The sequence below is a fragment of the Methylocystis heyeri genome (genome assembly GCF_004802635.2).
Lineage (GTDB): Bacteria > Pseudomonadota > Alphaproteobacteria > Rhizobiales > Beijerinckiaceae > Methylocystis > Methylocystis heyeri.
The window spans coordinates 3,448,148-3,465,113 of the sequence record NZ_CP046052.1; the positions used below are offsets into that span (position 1 = coordinate 3,448,148).

A 16,966-nucleotide genomic window follows, 5' to 3' on the forward strand; every position below is an offset into this window, starting at 1 on the left:
GCCGCGACAGCGGCGGGGTGGGGTGCCCCACATCGAAAGGTTCCGTCCTTCACCCGATTGCCCTGACACTTTGCGCGCAAACGCTTTCGCGCCGCGGCGCCCTCTGCGATGATGCGGTCGCCGCCTTCAAGCGATTCCCTAAGAGAGCCCCCATGAGCGACGATCCGCAATCGGTTCCAGGCAAAATCCTCGTCGGGGCCGGCGTCGGCCCAGGGACCGACATCGCCTATCGCTACCTGTTGCTGCCTTTCGGCAATCGCCACGGGCTGATTTCGGGCGCGACCGGCGGCGGCAAGACGGTCTCGCTCCAGCGCCTCGCGGAAGGCTTCTCCAAAGCCGGAACCGCGGTCTTTCTGGCGGATGTGAAGGGCGATATCGCCGGCCTGTCGCAGCCCGGAGACGCGAGGCCCGCCTTCGTCGAACGCGCGAAAAAGCTCGGCCTGGTCTATAGGCCGGAAAAATTTCCGGTCGTGTTCTGGGACATTTTCGGCGAGCAGGGCCATCCGGTGCGCGCCACCATCGCCGAAATGGGGCCGCTGCTGCTGGCGCGCATGCTCGATCTCAACGAAACCCAGGAAGGCGTGCTGAACATTGTTTTCCGCGTCGCCGACGAACAGGGCCTGTTGCTCTACGACCTCAAGGACCTGCGCGCGGTTCTGACCTATGTCGCCGACAAGGCCTCCGAGATTCAAACAAAATACGGCAATGTCGCTCCCGCGACCATAGGCGCGATCCAGCGCCAGCTGCTGGCGCTCGAAAACCAGGGCGGCGACAAGTTTATCGGCGAGCCCGCGCTCGATCTCAACGACTTCATCGCAAAGGACGAGAACGGACGCGGCTACGTCAATATTCTGGCCGCCGACCGGCTGATGCGGTCGCCGCGCCTTTATGGCACCTTCCTTTTGTGGATGCTCACCGAGCTCTTCGCCCGCCTGCCGGAAGTGGGCGACCTCGAAGCGCCCAAACTCGCGTTCTTCTTCGACGAGGCGCATCTTCTCTTCACCGATGCGCCGAAAAGCCTCCTTACCGCCATCGAACAGGTGGTGCGGCTGATTCGCTCCAAGGGCGTCGGGGTTTATTTCGTCACCCAGAGCCCGCTCGACGTGCCGGACGCCGTGCTCGGCCAGCTCGGCAACCGCATCCAGCACGCGCTGCGCGCCTTCACGCCGCGGGACCAGAAGGCGGTCCGCGCCGCCGCGGAAACCTTTCGCCGCAACAGCAATTTCGACACCGCCGAGGCGATCATGCAGCTCGGCGTCGGCGAGGCCCTCGTCTCCATGCTCGACGCCAAAGGCGCCCCCGAAGTGGTCGACCGGGCGCTGATCGCGCCGCCGGCCGCGCGGGTCGGCCCGATAAGCGCAGAGGAGCGGCAGGCCGTCATCGAGAACAGCCCGCTCTATGGGCTTTACGACACGCCGATGGACCGCGAGTCCGCCTACGAGGTTCTGCAAAAACGCGCCGGCGCGCGCATGGAAAACATCGGCTCCGGCCCGGCGAAGCGCACCGACGCCGAGAACGCCGAGTCCGCGCCCGAGCCTTCGGCCGGCGGCGGCCTTCTCGGCAAGCTCACGGGCGCAGTCGGAGGCCTCTTCACCCGCTCCAATCCAAAACGGATGTCTCCCGCCGAACTCGCCGCGCGCGCGGCGCTGCAGTCGGCCGCGCGCTCTCTCGGCACGCAGATATCCCGGGAGATCATGCGCAATATTTTCGGCAATATGTCGCGATGACGCCCCGGCTCAGCGGAGCGTTTCCTCGCGCGCGGCGATCAGCCAATAAACCGCGCCTGTAAGCGCCCCGGTAAGAAAAAACAGCACGGCGACGCGGATTTCCAGCGGGTTGGCGTGAGTCGCTCCGGGAAGGCCCCGGGCGGCGCGCAGGATCCAGGGCGAAGCGGCGGCGAGTGCGCCGCTCGCTCCTGCGTGCCAGATCAGGCTGCTCGTTCCGGCCATTTCCCCGAGAAGCGCGGCGAAGGCCAGCGGCGCAGCGCATACGCCGACGAGAACCGCCCAAAAAGCCTGGCCCAGAACGGCGAGGCTCCAGCCGAGATCGGGCTCGCGCCATGGTTCGTCCAGAGCGCCGAGCAAAGTCGCGCCCAGGGCGCGCAGGCCGGTCTCGCGCAGGACAGGATCGGCCAGCGCGGCAAGCGGCAGGAACAGCGCGCCGGCGCTGGCGGCGATCAGGAAAGCGAAGCAAATCACCAGGACGCGACGAAGCAGCCGTCCGATCAAGGCTCCAGCACCGAGTCCCAATAGAGATAATCCATCCAGCTTTCGTGCAGATAGTTCGGCGGAAACAGCCGGCCGTTGCGGTGGAGGTCCACCACCGTAGGGGCGTAGGGCTTTTGCGCCGGGAACATATGCGCTTCGTCGGGCAGGCGGTCGCTCTTGCGCAGATTGCAGGGCGAACAGGCGGCGACGACGTTCTCCCAGGTGGTGGCGCCGCCCTTGGAGCGGGGGATCACATGGTCGAAGGTGAGTTCCTCCTGCTGCCCGCAATACTGGCAGGTGAACCTGTCGCGCAGGAACACGTTGAAGCGGGTGAAGGCGGGCTGGCGCGACGGCCGCACATAGGCCTTGAGGGACACGACCGAAGGCAGCCGCATCTCGAAAGACGGGCTTTTGACCACCTTGTCGTATTCCGAGACGATATTCACGCGATCGAGGAACACCGCCTTGATGGCGTCCTGCCAGCCCCACAGCGACAAGGGATAGTAGCTCAAAGGCCGAAAATCGGCGTTGAGAACCAACGCCGGGCACGACTGCGGCGAGACATTATGGCTTCGAAAGTGAATCGTCACGCCGCCGCCTCTCATCTTGCGAGGGGAGACCCGAGCAACGACCGCTCGGGATGGCCCTTGCGAATGTCGCACATAGTCTATAGCGAGGATGACGTCTTTGTGAAGCCCCGCGGCTTCGGCGCTCGAGCGGCGAGCAGGTCGCGGCCCGAATGGTTTTCAAGCAATCGAATCGCCTGCAGAGCGATTTTCCGAGACCTCGGCTGAGTTTATTCCAGCAAGGGCGCCCGGCTTGCAGCCTCCCCTTCAAGACTTCTCGTCGGAAAGAAAATGTGCCGAATCGAGACGATTTTGTTTCAATCGGAGGCGTTGCATGACCCTGATTCTGGACAAGGCGCCCCTGCGGCGCAATGGCGCAGGTTTCCGGCCGTTCGTTCTCCCCCGTCCGGCCGAGCGGCCGCGACGCGGCGATTGGAGTCAAAAACTGCCAAGGCGCAACGCGTCTTTGGCGCGCGCGCTGCTCGGAGGCGGAGTGGCGACGGCGGAGCTGCTGGCCGCCTGCGTCGCGGCGCTGGCCACGGTGGCTCTTTACCATGCCTTTGCTTACGGGGAAGCAGCGCTGACCTCGCATAATCTGGAGCTGTGCCTGCTTTCCGCGCTGCTCTTCGTGGTCTCCAACGTCACGCGTGGCGATTATCGCATCGCCGATTACCTCGCCCTGCGCCGGCAGGGCTGGAGATTGTTCGGCGTCTGGACCATCAGCCTTCTGATTGCGCTGGCCTTCGGCTTTCTGACCAAGACGAGCGAAACCTATTCGCGCGGCGCGGTCATGCTCTTTTACGCCGCGGGCTACCTTTCGATCTACGCGACGCGCCTGCTCCTGGTGAAGCTCGCGCGCGGCGCGACGCGCGCGGGCGGCGTCGCTTCGCGCCGGGTGTTTCTTGTCGGCCTCGGCGAAGACATCGAGAGCTTCGAACTCCGCTACAAGCCCGAAAGCTGCGGCATTGACGTCGTTGGGGCGATCGAATTGCGCCGTGAGGATCCCTCCACCATGGAAGAGGATCTGGTTCTGGCCGCCGCGGCGGCGCGCATGCTGCGGCCCGACGATATTTTCATCCTCGCCCCATGGTCTCATACAAGCACGATCGAGGCCTGCGTCGACGCCTTCATGCGGGTGCCGGCTCAAATACATCTCGGACCGGAAAAGGTGCTGGATCGTTTCGCGAACGCGCGCATCGACAAGCATGGCGGCGTCTCCAGCCTGAGCCTCGGCGGCCACCCGCTCAACGCCATGGAAGTGATGGGCAAGCGCGCCTTCGACGCCGCCGCCGCGAGCCTCGCCCTGCTCATGCTTTCCCCCGTGCTGCTCGCGACCGCCGTCGCGATCAGGCTCGACAGCAAGGGTCCGGTCCTGTTCCTGCAGCGCCGCTACGGCTTCAACCGCGAGCCCTTCCGGATCTTCAAGTTCCGCTCGATGACCACGATGGACGACGGCCGGGATGTGAGACAGGCGACCGTGGGCGACAGCCGCATCACCCGCGTCGGCCGGTTCATTCGCCGCTACAACATCGACGAACTGCCCCAGCTGCTGAATGTGCTGAGAGGCGAGATGTCGCTGGTCGGGCCGCGCCCCCATGCTCTGGCGCACGACCAGCTGTTCGAGCGCAAGATCGCGCTCTACGCCCGCCGCCACAACGTCAAGCCGGGCATCACCGGCTGGGCCCAGGTCAACGGGCTGCGCGGGGAGATCGACAAGCCGGAGAAAATCCGTCTGCGCGTCGAGCACGACCTCCACTATATCGACAACTGGTCGCTGCTCCTCGACCTATGGATCATCTTCATGACCGTATTCTCGAAGAAGGCCTATCGGAACGCGGTTTGAGGAGCAGCGATCCGCGTTGCCGAAAGCGCGACCGGGAGACTTGCGCAAAGCAGCGCCGCCGAAAGGAAATAGGCGGCGCCGGGGAACTCGCCGGTCGCGACGCTCAGCCCGAATATCTGGGTGAAGAGCAACGGGCCGATCATTCCCGAGACGCCGCGCAGGCTGGCGAGCGCGCCCTGGAGCCGCCCCTGATGCGAGGGATCGGCGAAGCGGGTGGCGAGCGCCTGGAACGACGGATTGGCCATGGCCCACAGCGCGATCAGCGGCGGCGCCGAGAGAAACGCCCATTCGTTGGAGGCAAAGGCGTAGACGGCGAAGCCCAGCGCGCCGAAAACCAGCGCGATCGTCAGCGTCCTGACCTCGCCGAGGCGCGCGACGGCGGGCCGCACGAGACCGCCCGAGACGATAGTCTGCGAAACCCCGACGATGGTCAGCGCCCAGCCGGTGGTCTTCGAATCCCAGTGATAGCGGTAATCGGTGTAGAGAACGAAGAGGCTCGGCAGGGACTCATGGGCGAGATAGGAGAGAAACACCGCCGCGGTGAGCAGAGCGAGCTCGCGTTTCGACGTCAGCAGCTCGAGCACGCCGAAGATGTTCGCGCCGCGCCAGGCGATATTGGGCGTGCGCTTTTCCGGCGCAAGCGATTCGGGCAGGATGAAATAGCCGTAGAGGGCGTTGGCGAGGCTCAACACCGCCGCCGCGACGAAGGGCAGCCGCAGCCCGTACTCGCCGAGCAACCCGCCGATCGCGGGTCCGATGATGAAGCCGAAACCGAAGGCGGCGCCCAGCATGCCGAAGCGGCCCGCGCGTTTTTCCTCCGGGGTGATATCGGCGATATAGGCGCTGGCGGTGGAGAAGCTCGCCGCGCTGATCCCCGAGATCAACCGGCCCATGTAGAGAAAGGCCAGCGACGGCGCGAGCGCCATGAACACGTAATCCAGCCCGAGGCCGAAATTCGAGGCCAGCACCACGGGCCGGCGGCCGAAGCGGTCCGAAAGCGCTCCCAGAACCGGCTGAAACAGGAATTGCATCAGCGCCCAGGAGAAGCCGAAGAATCCTGCGATGGTCGCCGCCCTGTGCAGGTCGCCGCCCTCGAACTGGACGATGAGCTTGGGCAGCACCGGCAGCATCACGCCCAAGGCGAGCATGTCGAGCGCGACCGTGATAAGGATGAAGATAAAGGCGGCCTGGCGCCGCCCCTTGGAAATTGCCGCCATATTCGCCGCCGATCCTCGCCGCCGCGCCGTTCCGGAGCGCATTGTCGTAATGCCGACAGGCCTGCGCGACAATGGGCTCCGCTCCCCGTTCCCGTGCGATTTTCGGATCGTCGGGCGGCGGCGCTCCAGCAGAAAGCGCGCCAAGGGGTTCGGGCGATTGCGATAACGGCAAACGGGCCTGCGTGCAAACCCTCAAAAACGCAACGCGGGCGAGGTCCATGCTGGCGCCGGGCGCCCGCTGTGGTGTAAAGTCATCCTGACGAGCCATTGAAAAATGCGCAACAGCTTGTTTATTTCCTCACTGAGACGTCTCACCCGACGCGTGACCGGCGGCCTGCGTATGAACAGATTCGAACGACATCCCCAGCCAGCCGTTGAAGCGGAGCTGGAATATCGCGACGGCGAATATCGCGTGCGAAAAGCAGGCGCCTTCGTGCGTTGCGCCGTTACCGGCGAGGCGATTCCCCTCGAGGAACTGCGTTATTGGAGCGTCGACCGCCAGGAGGCCTACAGCGGCCCCGAGGCGCGGATGAAGCTGCTGCGGGCCGGACGCCGGTCTTGACGCAGGGCGTCGTCGCAAAAGGCGAGGCGGCCTTGCGACGACATTGCGCTTAAACTTCAGGATTAGTAGCTCCTCACGTTAACAAGCGCGCCATCGCCAAGTAATGGATCAAACTATCGGAACGATCCGACCTTTGTCGCGGCAATATATCCGACAACACCAGCTCAATTGCATTGTAATTGCGTTATCGCTGGCCGTCCCGGCCGAGGGATTGGACCTCAATGAAAGAGCCGCACGAATTTTTTGAACCCAAATTGATAATCGCTTGGAACGAATATCATCGAACTCCCAAGGACTTTTCCCGGGTGGAGCCATTCTTTGTAGAGGCTCTGTCTGATGGAACTCTGCAAGCGCGCCATCATTACGCGAAATTCATCGAGCAGTTCGACAAGCCTCGGGCAAAAACAATGTTCCTGGAATTATCCGGGGTACATGAGACGTCAAAGTTGTTCTATGCTAGGCACTTGGCGTTTTTCGGCTCCCGCCATGAAAAACTGAGAGCGATCGCCATCCTCAAGAAAATGGCGACGAAAGGAAATTCGGTCGCCCGCTTTTTTCTGGAGGCCTCTATCAACAAATTGATGATCGCGGATCGGAGATTTCTGTCCGTGCCCTGCAGTCTCACCAAACAGATTTTAATATGCTGTAGCTTGGCCAGGGATGCCGATCGAGCGCGCAAGGAAATGTGGGGGGCATAGTCTCTTCTCTTTATTCATCCGCTTCGGATCCTCATTCGCCGCGAGAGCCCCTCCCGGCTCGCGCCCGGGCGAGAACCTCCGCGAGCATGTCCTTCACGCGGTCCGGCTCCTTGAATTTCAGCGTCGCCGCAACGGCTTCGAAAGCCGCGGTCGCCTCGATCCGCGCCAGATCCTTTTCCGTCGTAACCGGCGAGGCCCCGAGCTTTTGGGCCGTCAGCGCAAGGCCCGCGAGTTCGGCGGCGTCATAAAAGTGGTGGTCGGGGAACCATCTGACGCCCGCGACCGAGGCGCCCGCCCGCTCCAGCGTTCTTTTGAATTTCTCCGGCCGGCCCACGCCGGCGAAGGCGAACACACTGCGCCCGGAAAGCCGGGCTGCGGCTTGCGGATCGACCTCGAGCCTTGCGCGCATCACCCTCCGATCCAAGCCGAAGCCCGGCGCAGGCCCGTCTCCTATGAGGAGCAGCGCGTCGGCCCGGGCGAGCTGGGCCGCGAGCGGCGCGCGCAGCGGCCCCGCGGGCGGACAAAAGCCGTTTCCGGCCCCATATTCGGCGTCGACGACGAGAAGCGAGAGATCGGGGTCGAGACGCCGGCTGTGCAGGCCGTCGTCCAGCACCAGCACGGAAGCCTCGAGCCCGGCGGCGAGCCGGGCCGCTGCGATGCGGTCGGCCCCGACGATGGTGGGCGCCGCCCGCGCCAGCAGCAGAGCTTCGTCTCCGGCTGTGAGGGCGTCGTGCCGCGCCGGGTCCACGACGAAGGGCTCCCCCTCGGCGCTTCTGCGGCGGCCATAGCCGCGCGTCGACAGAAAAGGCCGCTCGCCCAGCTGTTTGAGCATGGCGGTCAGCGCCAGCGCGGTCGGAGTCTTGCCGTCGCCGCCCAGGGTCAGGCCGCCGATCGAAATGACCGGGAGGTCGGCCCGCGGCGCAGGCCGCGCCAGCCGGGCTCGCGCAGCGGCGGCGTAAAGCGCGGCGAGAGGCGAGAGCGCAAAGGCTCGCAGCCCCGCCGGCGCACCCCAGAAATCAGGCGCGCGCATGTCTTTGGGTCACTGTCGGGCCGCCGCGAGCTGGGCGAGATAGGGCTCGATCGCCGTCATTATCTCCTGAGAGGCGCCGCCCAGCCGCTCGACCGCTTCGGCTCCCGCGCGGCCCATTTTCCGGGTGCGCGCCGGCTGCGAGAGCAGATAAAGCGCCGCGCGCGCCAGTCCCGGCGCGTCGCTCACCCGCGCGGCCCCTTTCGCAGCGTTGAGCTCCGCATAGACGTCGGCGAAATCCTCCACCGAGGGGCCGTGCAGAATGGCGCAGCCCAGCTTGGCCGCTTCGATCGGATTGTGTCCCCCGCCCGGAGCCAGCGAGCGGCCCATGAAGACGACCTCCGCTGACCGAAAGATCAGACCCAGCTCGCCCACCGTATCGGCGACATAAATCTGGGCGTCGCGCTGCGGCTGCGCCCCCGCGGATCTTTGAACGGCGTTCAACCCCCGGCTGCGCGCCAGTCCCGCGATCTCGGCCCCGCGCTCGGGATGGCGCGGCGCGATCACGGTCAGAAGCGCCGGCATCTGCCGCGCCATTTCCTGATGGGCGTCGAGGATGAAAGCCTCCTCGCCGGGATGGGTCGAAACCGCGGCGAACACCGGCCGCGCGCCGATGGCTCCCTTGAAGCCGGCGAGCTGCGCCGCTTCGATCGGGGGCGGCGGCACGTCGAACTTCAGATTGCCGGCGACGCGGGCGCGGGGCGCGCCGAGCCCCAGAAAGCGCGCGGCGTTTTCGGGGTCCTGGGCGAGGCAGAGATCAATCTTGCCGAAAAGCGAGGCCCCTACGCCCGGCGCGCGGCGCCAGCGCTCCGCGGAAGCGGTCGATATTCTGGCGTTGACCAGCACCAGCGGCGCCCGCCGCTTGTGGATCGAGGCGACGATATTGGGCCAGAGCTCCGACTCGGCGAACAGCGCGAGATCGGGCCGCCAGTGATCCAGAAAACGCTCGACGAAGCGAGGGGCGTCCAGAGGCAGAAATTGGTGAAAGGCCCCCGCGGGCAGGCGCGCCGCGAGAAGCCGCGCCGAAGTGACGGTGCCGCTCGTCACCAGCACCTCCACGCCGCGCTGGATGAAACGATCGATCAAAGGGAGCAGAGACAGGCTCTCGCCGAGGCTCGCCCCGTGCAGCCACACCAGCCGCCCCGCCGGACGAGGCAGACTTGCAAACCCCAGCCGTTCGTTCAAGCGGGCCGGATCTTCCTTGCCTTGTCTGGCGCGGATGGCGAGCAGAGGACGGGCGAGAGGCGTCAGCGCGATCGTCGCAAGCCGGTATAACGCAAGAATCGGCATCGGGAACCAATCCAACCAACTGAACGGGGATGCGAAGCTGCGCGCCGCAACTCCGGGCGCCCGGAGCGCCGTCGCAAAACCAGACATGCTTTTGCGACGTCGACCGGACGTTTCCGCCCGGCCTGAAAGCGCTCGGAGCGGATATGCGAAACTAGACCGCTTTTGCGACCAAAATGCGCTCCAAATCTACGACCGGCCGGAGCGATTTCTCATCGGCCGGACGCTTCCGCCCCGGCCCGCATTCGAAGCCGGTTGCGAAATCGGCGAATGTCGCCGCCTGTCGTCGGCGGATGAGGTCGCCGGTCCTTTGTCGCAGAGGAAACGGCGCCCGGGACCGGGGAATTTTTGAATTCACAGGCTCTCGATATCGGGATCGAGCAGCTTGTGCAGATGGACCACGAAATAGCGCATATGGGCGTTGTCCACCGTCGAATGCGCCTTCGCCTTCCAGGCGGCCAGGGCGCTTTCATTGTCGGAGAAGACGCCTACGATGTCGAGCTTGCCCGGATCGCGGAACGCTACGCCGTCGAGATCGACGAGTTCGCCGCCGAAGACGAGATGCAGGAGCTGTTTCGGTTTCTCGTGTTTTTCGATCGCCGATTGCGTCATGGTTTTCCTTTCATAGCGGCCCTGGCGAGGGCGAGGGTTTGATCAAAGAGCGCCTTCGGCGCCGCAATCAGCATGTCGCGCCGTGAACTGCTGCGATTGTAGGTCAAGGGGACCCCCTCGGGCTCGGCGAGCGCGCCGCCGGCTTCGCTCAATATCACGTCGGCTGCGGCTATGTCCCAGTCGCGCGCGTCCGGCGCCGCGATGGCGAGATCATTGGCTCCCATGGCGACGTCGGCCAGCCGCAGGGCGAGGGAGGGGGTTCGCGGCGCAATCTCCAGCCCGAGCGCGGAGGCTTCGAAAAAGCCCGCGAGGTCGCGCGGCGAGACCATCCGGGCCCCGGCGAGATCGCCCCGCGCAGAAACCTTTATCGGCGCGCCGTTGAGCAAGGCGCCGCCCCCCGCAAAAGCGGTGAAAGTGCGCTCCAGCGCCGGAGCGTGAATGACGCCCGCGACCGGGCGGCCGTTCTCCACCAGCGCGATGGACACGGCCCAACGGCTGTCGCCGCGCGCAAAGGCTTTGGTTCCGTCGATGGGATCGACCACGATCAGAGAGGACCGGGCGAGGCGTTCGGGGCTGTCCGCGCTTTCCTCGGACAGCCAGCCCGCCTGCGGCGCGAGCGACGTCATTTCTCCGAACAGAAATCGGTCGACGGCGAAATCCGCCTCTGTGACCGGCGAGCCCCCGCCCTTGTAGCTGACGCCCGCGCTGGTGCGCTCGCCGTGGCGGAAATAGGCCATGGCGATCTCGCCCGCCGCTCGCGCCGCCGCTTCGAGGCGCCGGGTGAGCTCGGGCAGCGCGGCGGGTTGGGTTTGTGTGCTCTGCATCGTCAAGGGAGTAGGCGACGCGCTCGCGGCCTGCAAGGCGCCATTTCGCGCAGGGCCGCCCTCCGTTTACGCAAATTGCGCGCATTTTAGCGAAACCCTTTTCCGGCCTTTCACCCTGTGTCCGCAAACCTCTCGAAAACCCAAGGATTTACGAGCCATTCACCAGCCTTCTTAGCGACTTTCGCCAGCCGCCCGGGGCAGGATGCCTCTCAGAAAAGCGATCCGCTGTTTTGAGGAGACCACCATGTTCGAAGCGAATTATGCAGCCCAGAGCGCGGGATCCTGCCTGGTGCAGCGCGACCGGCGCGCGGACGAGGGCAAGCGCAAAGTGCGCGTCACGCGCAAGGACATCGTCATCGCCCGCAGCCTGGAAGGCATCGCCATGATGGTCTCCGTGCCGGTGAGATCCTATCGGGGCGTGGCGCTCGCCGTGGAAGCGGCGGCGGGAGGCGGAGCCGCCTATCGGCTCTCGCTCGCTCACGCGGACCCCGACCTCGACATCGTTCTTTGCGAAACCAGGGACAGCGCCGCCGTGGCGGCGGATTGGAAATACTGGTCCAACTATCTCGACCTTCCCCGGCTGTCTCAGGAGGACGGCGACGTGGAGCCGGTCGACGGAACGCAGGATTCAAACCGGGCGATTGGGCGCCGCCGCAATTTCGGGATCGCCGGCCGCCGGCCGCGTTTCCTGTCGCGGCGCAAGAAGGGCGAAGCGAGCCGTACGGAAACGGTCTTCGCCGGAGAGCGCGAGATCGTCTGCTACGAGTGAAACGTCGAGGCGAGGCTCTGGACGAGGAAGCCCGCGAACAGAAGCAGGCCCGCGTCGCGATTGGCGCGGAACAGCGTGAGGGCCAGGGCGGGCGGACAATCCTCGCCGACCTGACGCGCCTGCCAGGCGAGATGAGCGGCGAAAGCCAGCGCTCCGAGGTGGGCGAAGACGCCGAGATGCGCCGCAGCGACGGCGACCCAGGCGAAAATCGCGGAAATGGCGTAGAGCGTCCCCACCGCCAACCGCACCCGCGAGCCGAACAGGCGCGCCGTCGACAAAACGCCCGCGCGCGCGTCGTCCTTCACGTCCTGCAGGGCATAGATCGTATCGTAGCCGATCGTCCAGAAAATCGCGCTCAGGTAGAGCAGCAGGGCGGGCCAATCGAAGCTGCCCGTGCGGGCGGTCCATCCGAGCAGCCCGCCGTAAGCGAAAGCGCAGCCGAGAATGGCCTGCGGCCAGGAGGTGAAGCGCTTGGCGAAGGGATAGAGCAGGACGATCAAAGGCGAGGCCAGCGCCAGCGCGATCGTCAGTCCGTTGAAGGACAGCAGCACGAAAAGCCCGACGAGACACTGCGCGACGAGGAAAACGATCGCGGCGCGGGCCGAGACGCGCCCGCTCGCCAGCGGGCGATTGCGCGTGCGCTCGACCTGCGCGTCGATGTTGCGGTCGACCAGATCGTTGTAGGTGGAGCCGGCGCCCCGCATGGAAACCGCGCCCAGAAAGAACAGCGCCAATTGCTTGATGTCGGGCGCCGCGCCGAGGGCGGCCGCCGCAAGCGCGCTGCTTTCCCAACAGGGCAGCAACAAGAGCCACCAGCCGATGGGACGATCCAGCCGCGCGAGCTGGATGAAGGGTTTTACCGGCGCCGGCGCCAGCCGCAGCAGCGGATGGCCGCTTACGGCGTCGGGCAGGGCCTCGGCGGCCCCGGATTGGTTCTGCGTCAGAGTCACAGCGGCCCGGCCGGCAGCCTGGCGGGCGCGTTCTGCGGGTTGGCGGCCTGCTGGCGCTGCTGCTCCTGCATTTTCTTCACCTTGACGGCGACGCCGCAGGCCTGCGAGGCGAAGTTCTGGGATTTCGCGCGCGCCTGCTTGAAATTGTCGATGACGTTGTCGGGAATGGCGCACCAGTCCTTGTTCTTGGTCATATATCCGAGCATCTCGCCTTCGACGGCCGCGAGATTGCGCGCGATCGGGCAAGCGGCGACCGGGTCCATCTTGCCTTTGCCCGACTTGCCCAGCTTGTTCAAAGCGCCGATCTGCGCCATGCGCTTCTGCGTGAGGCGCTGGAAATCGGCCTGGCAGGAGGACTCCTGGGCCCGCGCGGCCGAGGCGGCGTCGAGGCCGAGCAGCGCAGCGGCGAGCAGCAATCCCGTCATTACGGGACGGTACGCCGGGAAACGAGTGCTCATGCGATAAAATCCGTTACTCATCCGCTTCAGTTAACAGGAGGCGCGCACGACGCGCAAGCTGTGCGCTGGGCCGGCAGGGCGCCGAATCCGGATTTCCAGCCGCCCGGCGTCGACGACAAGCCCCGTCAGGACGCGGAAGCAACAAGTCATCGAGCCGGATTCTTCGTCGCGTCAGAGCGCATATGCCCAAAGTGGACATGCGCCTGCGATGGAGAATGCGCCTCGATCCGGATCCCCGCGCCGCGCCCGCCCGGGACCAAAGGCCGCAGGGCGAACGGCGCCCGTCGGAACCCGCATCGCCCCGCCGCGTCGGCCTCACATGGGCTCGGGCGCGCGTTCTTCGAGCGGATGCCCCGCTTTCTCCCAGGCGTCCGCGCCGCCCGGATACCAGAGCACGTTCCTGTAGCCGAGCGTGAGAGCGCGCTTGGCGGCGTTCCAGGACGCCCAGCAGTCGGTGCGGCAATAGAACACGACCGGCTTTTCCTTGCCGCCGCCGGTCGCACGCGCGAGGCCTTTTTCGAAATAGGCCTGCATTTCGGGCGACAGTTCGCCCAGACCCGTCCCGGGCAGCCATACGCTGCCGGGAATGTCATGCCGCGGCGAAGGCCTCCAGATCACCTCCCTCGGCAGATCGGCCGGGCGCGGCGGCCGCGTCAGCGCGTCGATGAAGACGGCCTCTTTCCTGCTCCAGAGTTCATAGGCGCGGTCGACGCCGATCACGGTCGCGCCCTTCAGCGTGGCGGGGGTCGGAGTATGGTAATTGTCGAGGCGGTAGCCCTCCGGCTCCGGAGGCGCCGCGGGCTGCTGCGCCCATGCGGCGCCCATCATCGCCATGCAAAAAACAGCGGCGGCGCCGCGCAGCTTCATTGCTCTCACCTGCCTGCCCTCATATAAGTTGCTTCTCCCGCGAAGCGTCCCGCATGAAACCGCCCGCAGCCGGCCTCGCGCGCTAGAGTGTTTTCGAGCGAAGTGGATACCGGTTCGCGTGAAGAAAACACAATTAAACAAAGAGTTCTAGAGTCTTTCCGGTTCAATCTGAACCGGAAAGACTCTATGGCTCGAGAAGCGACGCGTCGTCTTCGACAATTCAGGACGCCCCCGAGGAAGATCTTGTCCAGCTATGATTTTGCCGCCCAGCGGCTATTTGTCAAAGTCGAGCTGGCGGAAGGCGCCCGCGTGACGCCCGATTCGGGGGCGCAGAACTACATTTTGAACGTCTTGCGCCTCGGCGAAGGCGATCCTTTGCTGCTTTTCAACGGCCGCGACGGCGAGTGGCGGGCGAGGGTTTCGATGGTCTCGCGCCGCGCCGCGGATCTCGTCGTCGAAAGACGGATGCGCGAGCAGACCGCCGCCGGCGACCTCGAATACGCCTTCGCTCCTCTCAAACAGGCCCGACTCGACTACATGGTTCAGAAGGCGGCGGAAATGGGAGCCGCGCGGCTCACGCCGGTCATAACCCGCCGCACTCAGGTCCGAAAAATCAACGGCGACCGCCTGCGCGCCAATATCATAGAGGCCGCGGAGCAATGCGGCCTGCTCAACGCGCCGGAGCTCGCCGATGCGCTGGGGCTGGAGAGCTGGCTGGAGAAACTGCCTCCGCAACGCCTGGTGATTTTCTGCGACGAAGACGCCGAGCTTTCGAACCCTGTCGAAGCTCTGCGACGAGTCGCCGCGGCGGCCGGCGAAGCCGTTCCGGTCAGCGTGCTGATCGGGCCCGAGGGCGGGTTCGACGACGTCGAAAGGTCGCTCGTCCTGCGCCGGCCCCATGTGTTGCGCATATCGCTCGGGCCCCGCATTCTCCGGGCCGACACCGCCGCAGTGGCCGCCCTCGCCCTGGTGCAGGCGGTGCTCGGCGACTGGCGCCAGGACCTTTCGAAGGCCGGCAGAATGTATTAATCCCGCGCGGCTTTCCGCCCGCGGCGGCGCTCGCCGCCGACACGATGCTGCCATTATGTTCGCGTTAGTTGGATATGCCGGTCCTGGCGCTCTGGTCGTTCCGGCCTGCGCATGAGACCTCGGCGCGTTCTCGCGTTAACTTTCAGGTAAGACCTTCGCGCAAAGAATCCGATCGATTCCCTGCGCGGCTCGCAAGCGCGTCGCTGCGACGCTCTATCCTCGCAAAAACCTCACAAGGCAGAGAGGCGCATGAATTTATCGGCAATCCGCAAACGATCCGAGACGCCGGGGGTCTTTTCGTCGATCAGGGCTTCGCTTCCCGGAGCTTTGGCGGCGTTGGCCTTTTGCGCGCCGGTCCATGCGGAGAGCTCGCTCGGAGCCGCCGGCGCCTCCTGCTCTCGCCTCGGCAATGATTTCGTTTCGGTTTCGGGGGCCGAAGGCTGCGTTCGAATAGGCGGCCATGTGCGCGCTGCTAAAGCCCAGCCGGCGCCGCTCGGCTATGCGGAAACCCAAGACGGCGTGCGTCGCGCCTCCGAGGCCTTTCATGTGCGCGCCGGCGCGCCGAGCGCCGATGCGGCGCTCTACCGGCGCTGACGAAAAAAGGGCGCGAGGGAAGACCTCTTCCGCCTGCTGCGGGCCGCCGCCATCCGACGCCCGCGCGAGAGCGGTTCACATCACGCATTCCTCGAAGGCGGGCTCCACCGAACCGCCCCACCGCATGTGGAAACTCTCCAGCCGCTGCGCCGCGAGCGGCCGGCCCTCCTGCGCGATCGTCTCCAGCGGCTCCAGATAGATCGTCTCGTCGAATCCGCCCGCGTCGAGTCGCGCCCTACGCTGCAGGCCGGAGCGTGAAAAGCCCAGGATGTCGAGCGCGATCTCCCTGGCGCTGCGGCCTTTGATCTGCGTCTCCAACGCGCGCACGGGCGCCTCCGCGCGCAAATTCGCCCTGTCTTCGGCGCTCCAGTCCTTTATCAGCTCGGAGGCGGCGTCGAGGGCGACGGCGTCGTAGAACAGTCCGGCGAACAGCGCCGGAAGCGCCGTGATATGGGTCCGAGGTCCCGCGTCGGCTCCGCGCATTTCGAGGTAGGTTTTGAGCCGCACCTCGGGAAAGATGGTGGAAAGATGGTTCGCCCAGTCCGAAATCGTCGCGCGTTCGCCGGGCAGCCGGGCGAGCCTGCCTTCGAGCAGGTCGCGAAAGCTCGCCCCCGCGACGTCGTGATAGACCTCGCCGCGCTTTACGAAATACATCGGCACGTCGAGCGCGTAATCGACATAGCGCTCGAAACCCATGCCTTCTTCAAAGGCGAAAGGCAGCATTCCGGTTCGCGCAGCGTCGGTGTCGAGCCAGATTTGGGATCTTTTCGACATCACGCCGGCCGGCTTGCCGTCGATGAAAGGGGAGTTCGCGAACAGCGCCGTGACGATGGGCTGCAGCGCGAGACCGACGCGAAGCTTTCGCACCATGTCGCTCTCGCCGGTGAAATCCAGATTGACCTGAATAGTCGCGGTCCTGAACATCATGTCGAGGCCGTGGCCGCCGACTTTCGGCATATAGGCGGACATGATGCCGTAACGCTGCTTGGGCATTACCGGAGTCTGCGCCCGCGACCATTTCGGGCTCGTGGCGAGATCGAGAAACCTTATCCCCAGCGACCCCGCGATAGGACGCAGCGCCTCGAAATGCGCATCGCATTCGGCTTTCGTGGCGTGGACGTCGGTCAGCGGAGCGCCCGAAAGTTCGAATTGTCCGCCGGGCTCCAGGGAAATGGCGCCGCCCCCCGTTTCGTCGTAGAGGCCGATCAGCGCGTCGCGGTCGCATATCGGAGACCATCCCTGCGCCGCCTGCAGCCCCTCGAGCAAGGCGCGGATTCCACCCTCGTAGGGAACCGGCGCGTGCGTCGCAGCATAGAACGGGATCTTCTCGTGCTCGGTTCCGATCAGCAACGGCTCCGACGGGTTTTTCTCGCCGGCTTCGAGCCAGGCGACCAGTTCGCGGCGCGACGTGATCGGCGTTGTGTCGTTAGCGTCGCGGGCCATGGTTCGCTTTCAT

Annotated in this window: 18 protein-coding genes; 7 read left to right on the forward strand and 11 right to left on the reverse strand. The window is 65.5% G+C overall.

Features of this window, described 5'->3' with window-relative positions; genetic code table 11:
- The first annotated feature begins 152 nt into the window (after positions 1-152).
- The gene (locus H2LOC_RS15655) at positions 153-1,727 is read left to right on the forward strand and encodes a helicase HerA-like domain-containing protein (protein ID WP_136498039.1); all 1,575 of its coding nucleotides are present in this window, start codon (positions 153-155) and stop codon (positions 1,725-1,727) included.
- Between the two features lie 9 nt (positions 1,728-1,736).
- Here H2LOC_RS15655 and H2LOC_RS15660 read toward each other — a convergent pair whose 3' ends face one another.
- A complete protein-coding gene (locus H2LOC_RS15660; RefSeq protein ID WP_246206858.1) occupies positions 1,737-2,249 on the reverse strand; it encodes a hypothetical protein in 513 nt (170 codons plus the stop codon).
- Entirely contained in the window at positions 2,225-2,797 is a 573-nt protein-coding gene (locus H2LOC_RS15665) for an HNH endonuclease (protein WP_202620475.1), read from the reverse strand. The genes H2LOC_RS15660 and H2LOC_RS15665 overlap by 25 nt, the downstream gene beginning before the upstream one ends.
- A 310-nt stretch (positions 2,798-3,107) precedes the next feature.
- Between H2LOC_RS15665 and H2LOC_RS15670 the strand changes: the two genes are divergently transcribed.
- The gene (locus H2LOC_RS15670) at positions 3,108-4,616 is read left to right on the forward strand and encodes an undecaprenyl-phosphate glucose phosphotransferase (protein ID WP_136498038.1); all 1,509 of its coding nucleotides are present in this window, start codon (positions 3,108-3,110) and stop codon (positions 4,614-4,616) included.
- On the opposite strand, the gene H2LOC_RS15675 is transcribed toward H2LOC_RS15670, so the two are convergent.
- Entirely contained in the window at positions 4,598-5,833 is a 1,236-nt protein-coding gene (locus H2LOC_RS15675) for a TCR/Tet family MFS transporter (protein WP_136498037.1), read from the reverse strand. The genes H2LOC_RS15670 and H2LOC_RS15675 overlap by 19 nt on opposite strands.
- 340 nt (positions 5,834-6,173) lie before the next feature.
- Between H2LOC_RS15675 and H2LOC_RS15680 the strand changes: the two genes are divergently transcribed.
- The gene (locus H2LOC_RS15680; RefSeq protein WP_136498036.1) at positions 6,174-6,395 is read left to right on the forward strand and encodes a DUF2093 domain-containing protein; all 222 of its coding nucleotides are present in this window, start codon (positions 6,174-6,176) and stop codon (positions 6,393-6,395) included.
- Between the two features lie 221 nt (positions 6,396-6,616).
- Positions 6,617-7,093 carry a hypothetical protein gene (locus tag H2LOC_RS15685; RefSeq protein ID WP_136498035.1) on the forward strand — a complete coding sequence of 159 codons (477 nt, stop codon included), beginning with the start codon at positions 6,617-6,619 and terminating at the stop codon, positions 7,091-7,093.
- 31 nt (positions 7,094-7,124) lie between these two features.
- On the opposite strand, the gene lpxK is transcribed toward H2LOC_RS15685, so the two are convergent.
- From lpxK to H2LOC_RS15705, 4 genes are all read right to left on the reverse strand, one after another.
- Positions 7,125-8,123, reverse strand: coding sequence for a tetraacyldisaccharide 4'-kinase (gene lpxK, locus H2LOC_RS15690; RefSeq protein ID WP_136498034.1), 999 nt, complete (start codon positions 8,121-8,123; stop codon positions 7,125-7,127).
- Between the two features lie 9 nt (positions 8,124-8,132).
- Positions 8,133-9,410, reverse strand: coding sequence for a 3-deoxy-D-manno-octulosonic acid transferase (locus H2LOC_RS15695; protein WP_136498033.1), 1,278 nt, complete (start codon positions 9,408-9,410; stop codon positions 8,133-8,135).
- Between the two features lie 351 nt (positions 9,411-9,761).
- Complete coding sequence (locus H2LOC_RS15700; protein ID WP_136498032.1) at positions 9,762-10,019, reverse strand: DUF4170 domain-containing protein; 258 nt, start codon at positions 10,017-10,019, stop codon at positions 9,762-9,764.
- Entirely contained in the window at positions 10,016-10,843 is an 828-nt protein-coding gene (locus tag H2LOC_RS15705; RefSeq protein WP_136498093.1) for a 3'(2'),5'-bisphosphate nucleotidase CysQ, read from the reverse strand. The genes H2LOC_RS15700 and H2LOC_RS15705 overlap by 4 nt, the downstream gene beginning before the upstream one ends.
- Positions 10,844-11,087: 244 nt before the next feature.
- Here H2LOC_RS15705 and H2LOC_RS15710 point away from each other — a divergent pair, with 244 nt between their 5' ends.
- Entirely contained in the window at positions 11,088-11,612 is a 525-nt protein-coding gene (locus H2LOC_RS15710) for a DUF6101 family protein (protein WP_136498031.1), read from the forward strand.
- Here H2LOC_RS15710 and ubiA read toward each other — a convergent pair.
- The 3 genes from ubiA to H2LOC_RS15725 all read right to left on the reverse strand — a co-directional run bounded on the left by ubiA (position 11,603) and on the right by H2LOC_RS15725 (position 13,887).
- Positions 11,603-12,562: a 4-hydroxybenzoate octaprenyltransferase gene (gene ubiA / locus H2LOC_RS15715; protein WP_136498030.1), complete on the reverse strand. Its 960-nt coding sequence runs from the start codon at positions 12,560-12,562 to the stop codon at positions 11,603-11,605. The two genes, H2LOC_RS15710 and ubiA, sit on opposite strands and share 10 nt — an antisense overlap.
- Positions 12,559-13,020: a hypothetical protein gene (locus H2LOC_RS15720; RefSeq protein ID WP_136498029.1), complete on the reverse strand. Its 462-nt coding sequence runs from the start codon at positions 13,018-13,020 to the stop codon at positions 12,559-12,561. Before H2LOC_RS15720 ends, ubiA begins: the two co-directional genes overlap by 4 nt.
- Positions 13,021-13,335: 315 nt before the next feature.
- On the reverse strand, positions 13,336-13,887 hold the full coding sequence (locus H2LOC_RS15725; RefSeq protein WP_136498028.1) for a PQQ-dependent catabolism-associated CXXCW motif protein: 552 nt from the start codon (positions 13,885-13,887) through the stop codon (positions 13,336-13,338).
- 243 nt (positions 13,888-14,130) lie between these two features.
- Here H2LOC_RS15725 and H2LOC_RS15730 point away from each other — a divergent pair, with 243 nt between their 5' ends.
- Together H2LOC_RS15730 and H2LOC_RS15735 are read left to right on the forward strand one after the other, a co-directional pair.
- A complete protein-coding gene (locus H2LOC_RS15730; RefSeq protein WP_246206859.1) occupies positions 14,131-14,916 on the forward strand; it encodes a 16S rRNA (uracil(1498)-N(3))-methyltransferase in 786 nt (261 codons plus the stop codon).
- A 249-nt stretch (positions 14,917-15,165) separates the two neighbouring features.
- Positions 15,166-15,510: a hypothetical protein gene (locus H2LOC_RS15735; RefSeq protein ID WP_136498026.1), complete on the forward strand. Its 345-nt coding sequence runs from the start codon at positions 15,166-15,168 to the stop codon at positions 15,508-15,510.
- A gap of 75 nt (positions 15,511-15,585) precedes the next feature.
- On the opposite strand, the gene H2LOC_RS15740 is transcribed toward H2LOC_RS15735, so the two are convergent.
- Positions 15,586-16,953 (reverse strand): glutamate--cysteine ligase, encoded by a 1,368-nt coding sequence (locus H2LOC_RS15740; RefSeq protein WP_136498025.1) that lies wholly within the window; start codon positions 16,951-16,953, stop codon positions 15,586-15,588.
- Positions 16,954-16,966 lie beyond the last annotated feature (13 nt).

Bases quoted from the DNA above. Each gene is read 5' to 3' on its own strand.
- H2LOC_RS15655 (WP_136498039.1), top strand. From the start codon at position 153: ATGAGCGACGATCCGCAATCGGTTCCAGGCAAAATCCTCGTCGGGGCC.
- H2LOC_RS15670 (WP_136498038.1), top strand. From the start codon at position 3,108: ATGACCCTGATTCTGGACAAGGCGCCCCTGCGGCGCAATGGCGCAGGT.
- H2LOC_RS15675 (WP_136498037.1), bottom strand. From the start codon at position 5,833: ATGGCGGCAATTTCCAAGGGGCGGCGCCAGGCCGCCTTTATCTTCATC.
- H2LOC_RS15680 (WP_136498036.1), top strand. From the start codon at position 6,174: ATGAACAGATTCGAACGACATCCCCAGCCAGCCGTTGAAGCGGAGCTG.
- H2LOC_RS15685 (WP_136498035.1), top strand. From the start codon at position 6,617: ATGAAAGAGCCGCACGAATTTTTTGAACCCAAATTGATAATCGCTTGG.
- lpxK (WP_136498034.1), bottom strand. From the start codon at position 8,123: ATGCGCGCGCCTGATTTCTGGGGTGCGCCGGCGGGGCTGCGAGCCTTT.
- H2LOC_RS15695 (WP_136498033.1), bottom strand. From the start codon at position 9,410: ATGCCGATTCTTGCGTTATACCGGCTTGCGACGATCGCGCTGACGCCT.
- H2LOC_RS15700 (WP_136498032.1), bottom strand. From the start codon at position 10,019: ATGACGCAATCGGCGATCGAAAAACACGAGAAACCGAAACAGCTCCTG.
- H2LOC_RS15705 (WP_136498093.1), bottom strand. From the start codon at position 10,843: ATGCAGAGCACACAAACCCAACCCGCCGCGCTGCCCGAGCTCACCCGG.
- H2LOC_RS15710 (WP_136498031.1), top strand. From the start codon at position 11,088: ATGTTCGAAGCGAATTATGCAGCCCAGAGCGCGGGATCCTGCCTGGTG.
- H2LOC_RS15720 (WP_136498029.1), bottom strand. From the start codon at position 13,020: ATGAGCACTCGTTTCCCGGCGTACCGTCCCGTAATGACGGGATTGCTG.
- H2LOC_RS15725 (WP_136498028.1), bottom strand. From the start codon at position 13,887: ATGAAGCTGCGCGGCGCCGCCGCTGTTTTTTGCATGGCGATGATGGGC.
- H2LOC_RS15735 (WP_136498026.1), top strand. From the start codon at position 15,166: ATGAATTTATCGGCAATCCGCAAACGATCCGAGACGCCGGGGGTCTTT.
- H2LOC_RS15740 (WP_136498025.1), bottom strand. From the start codon at position 16,953: ATGGCCCGCGACGCTAACGACACAACGCCGATCACGTCGCGCCGCGAA.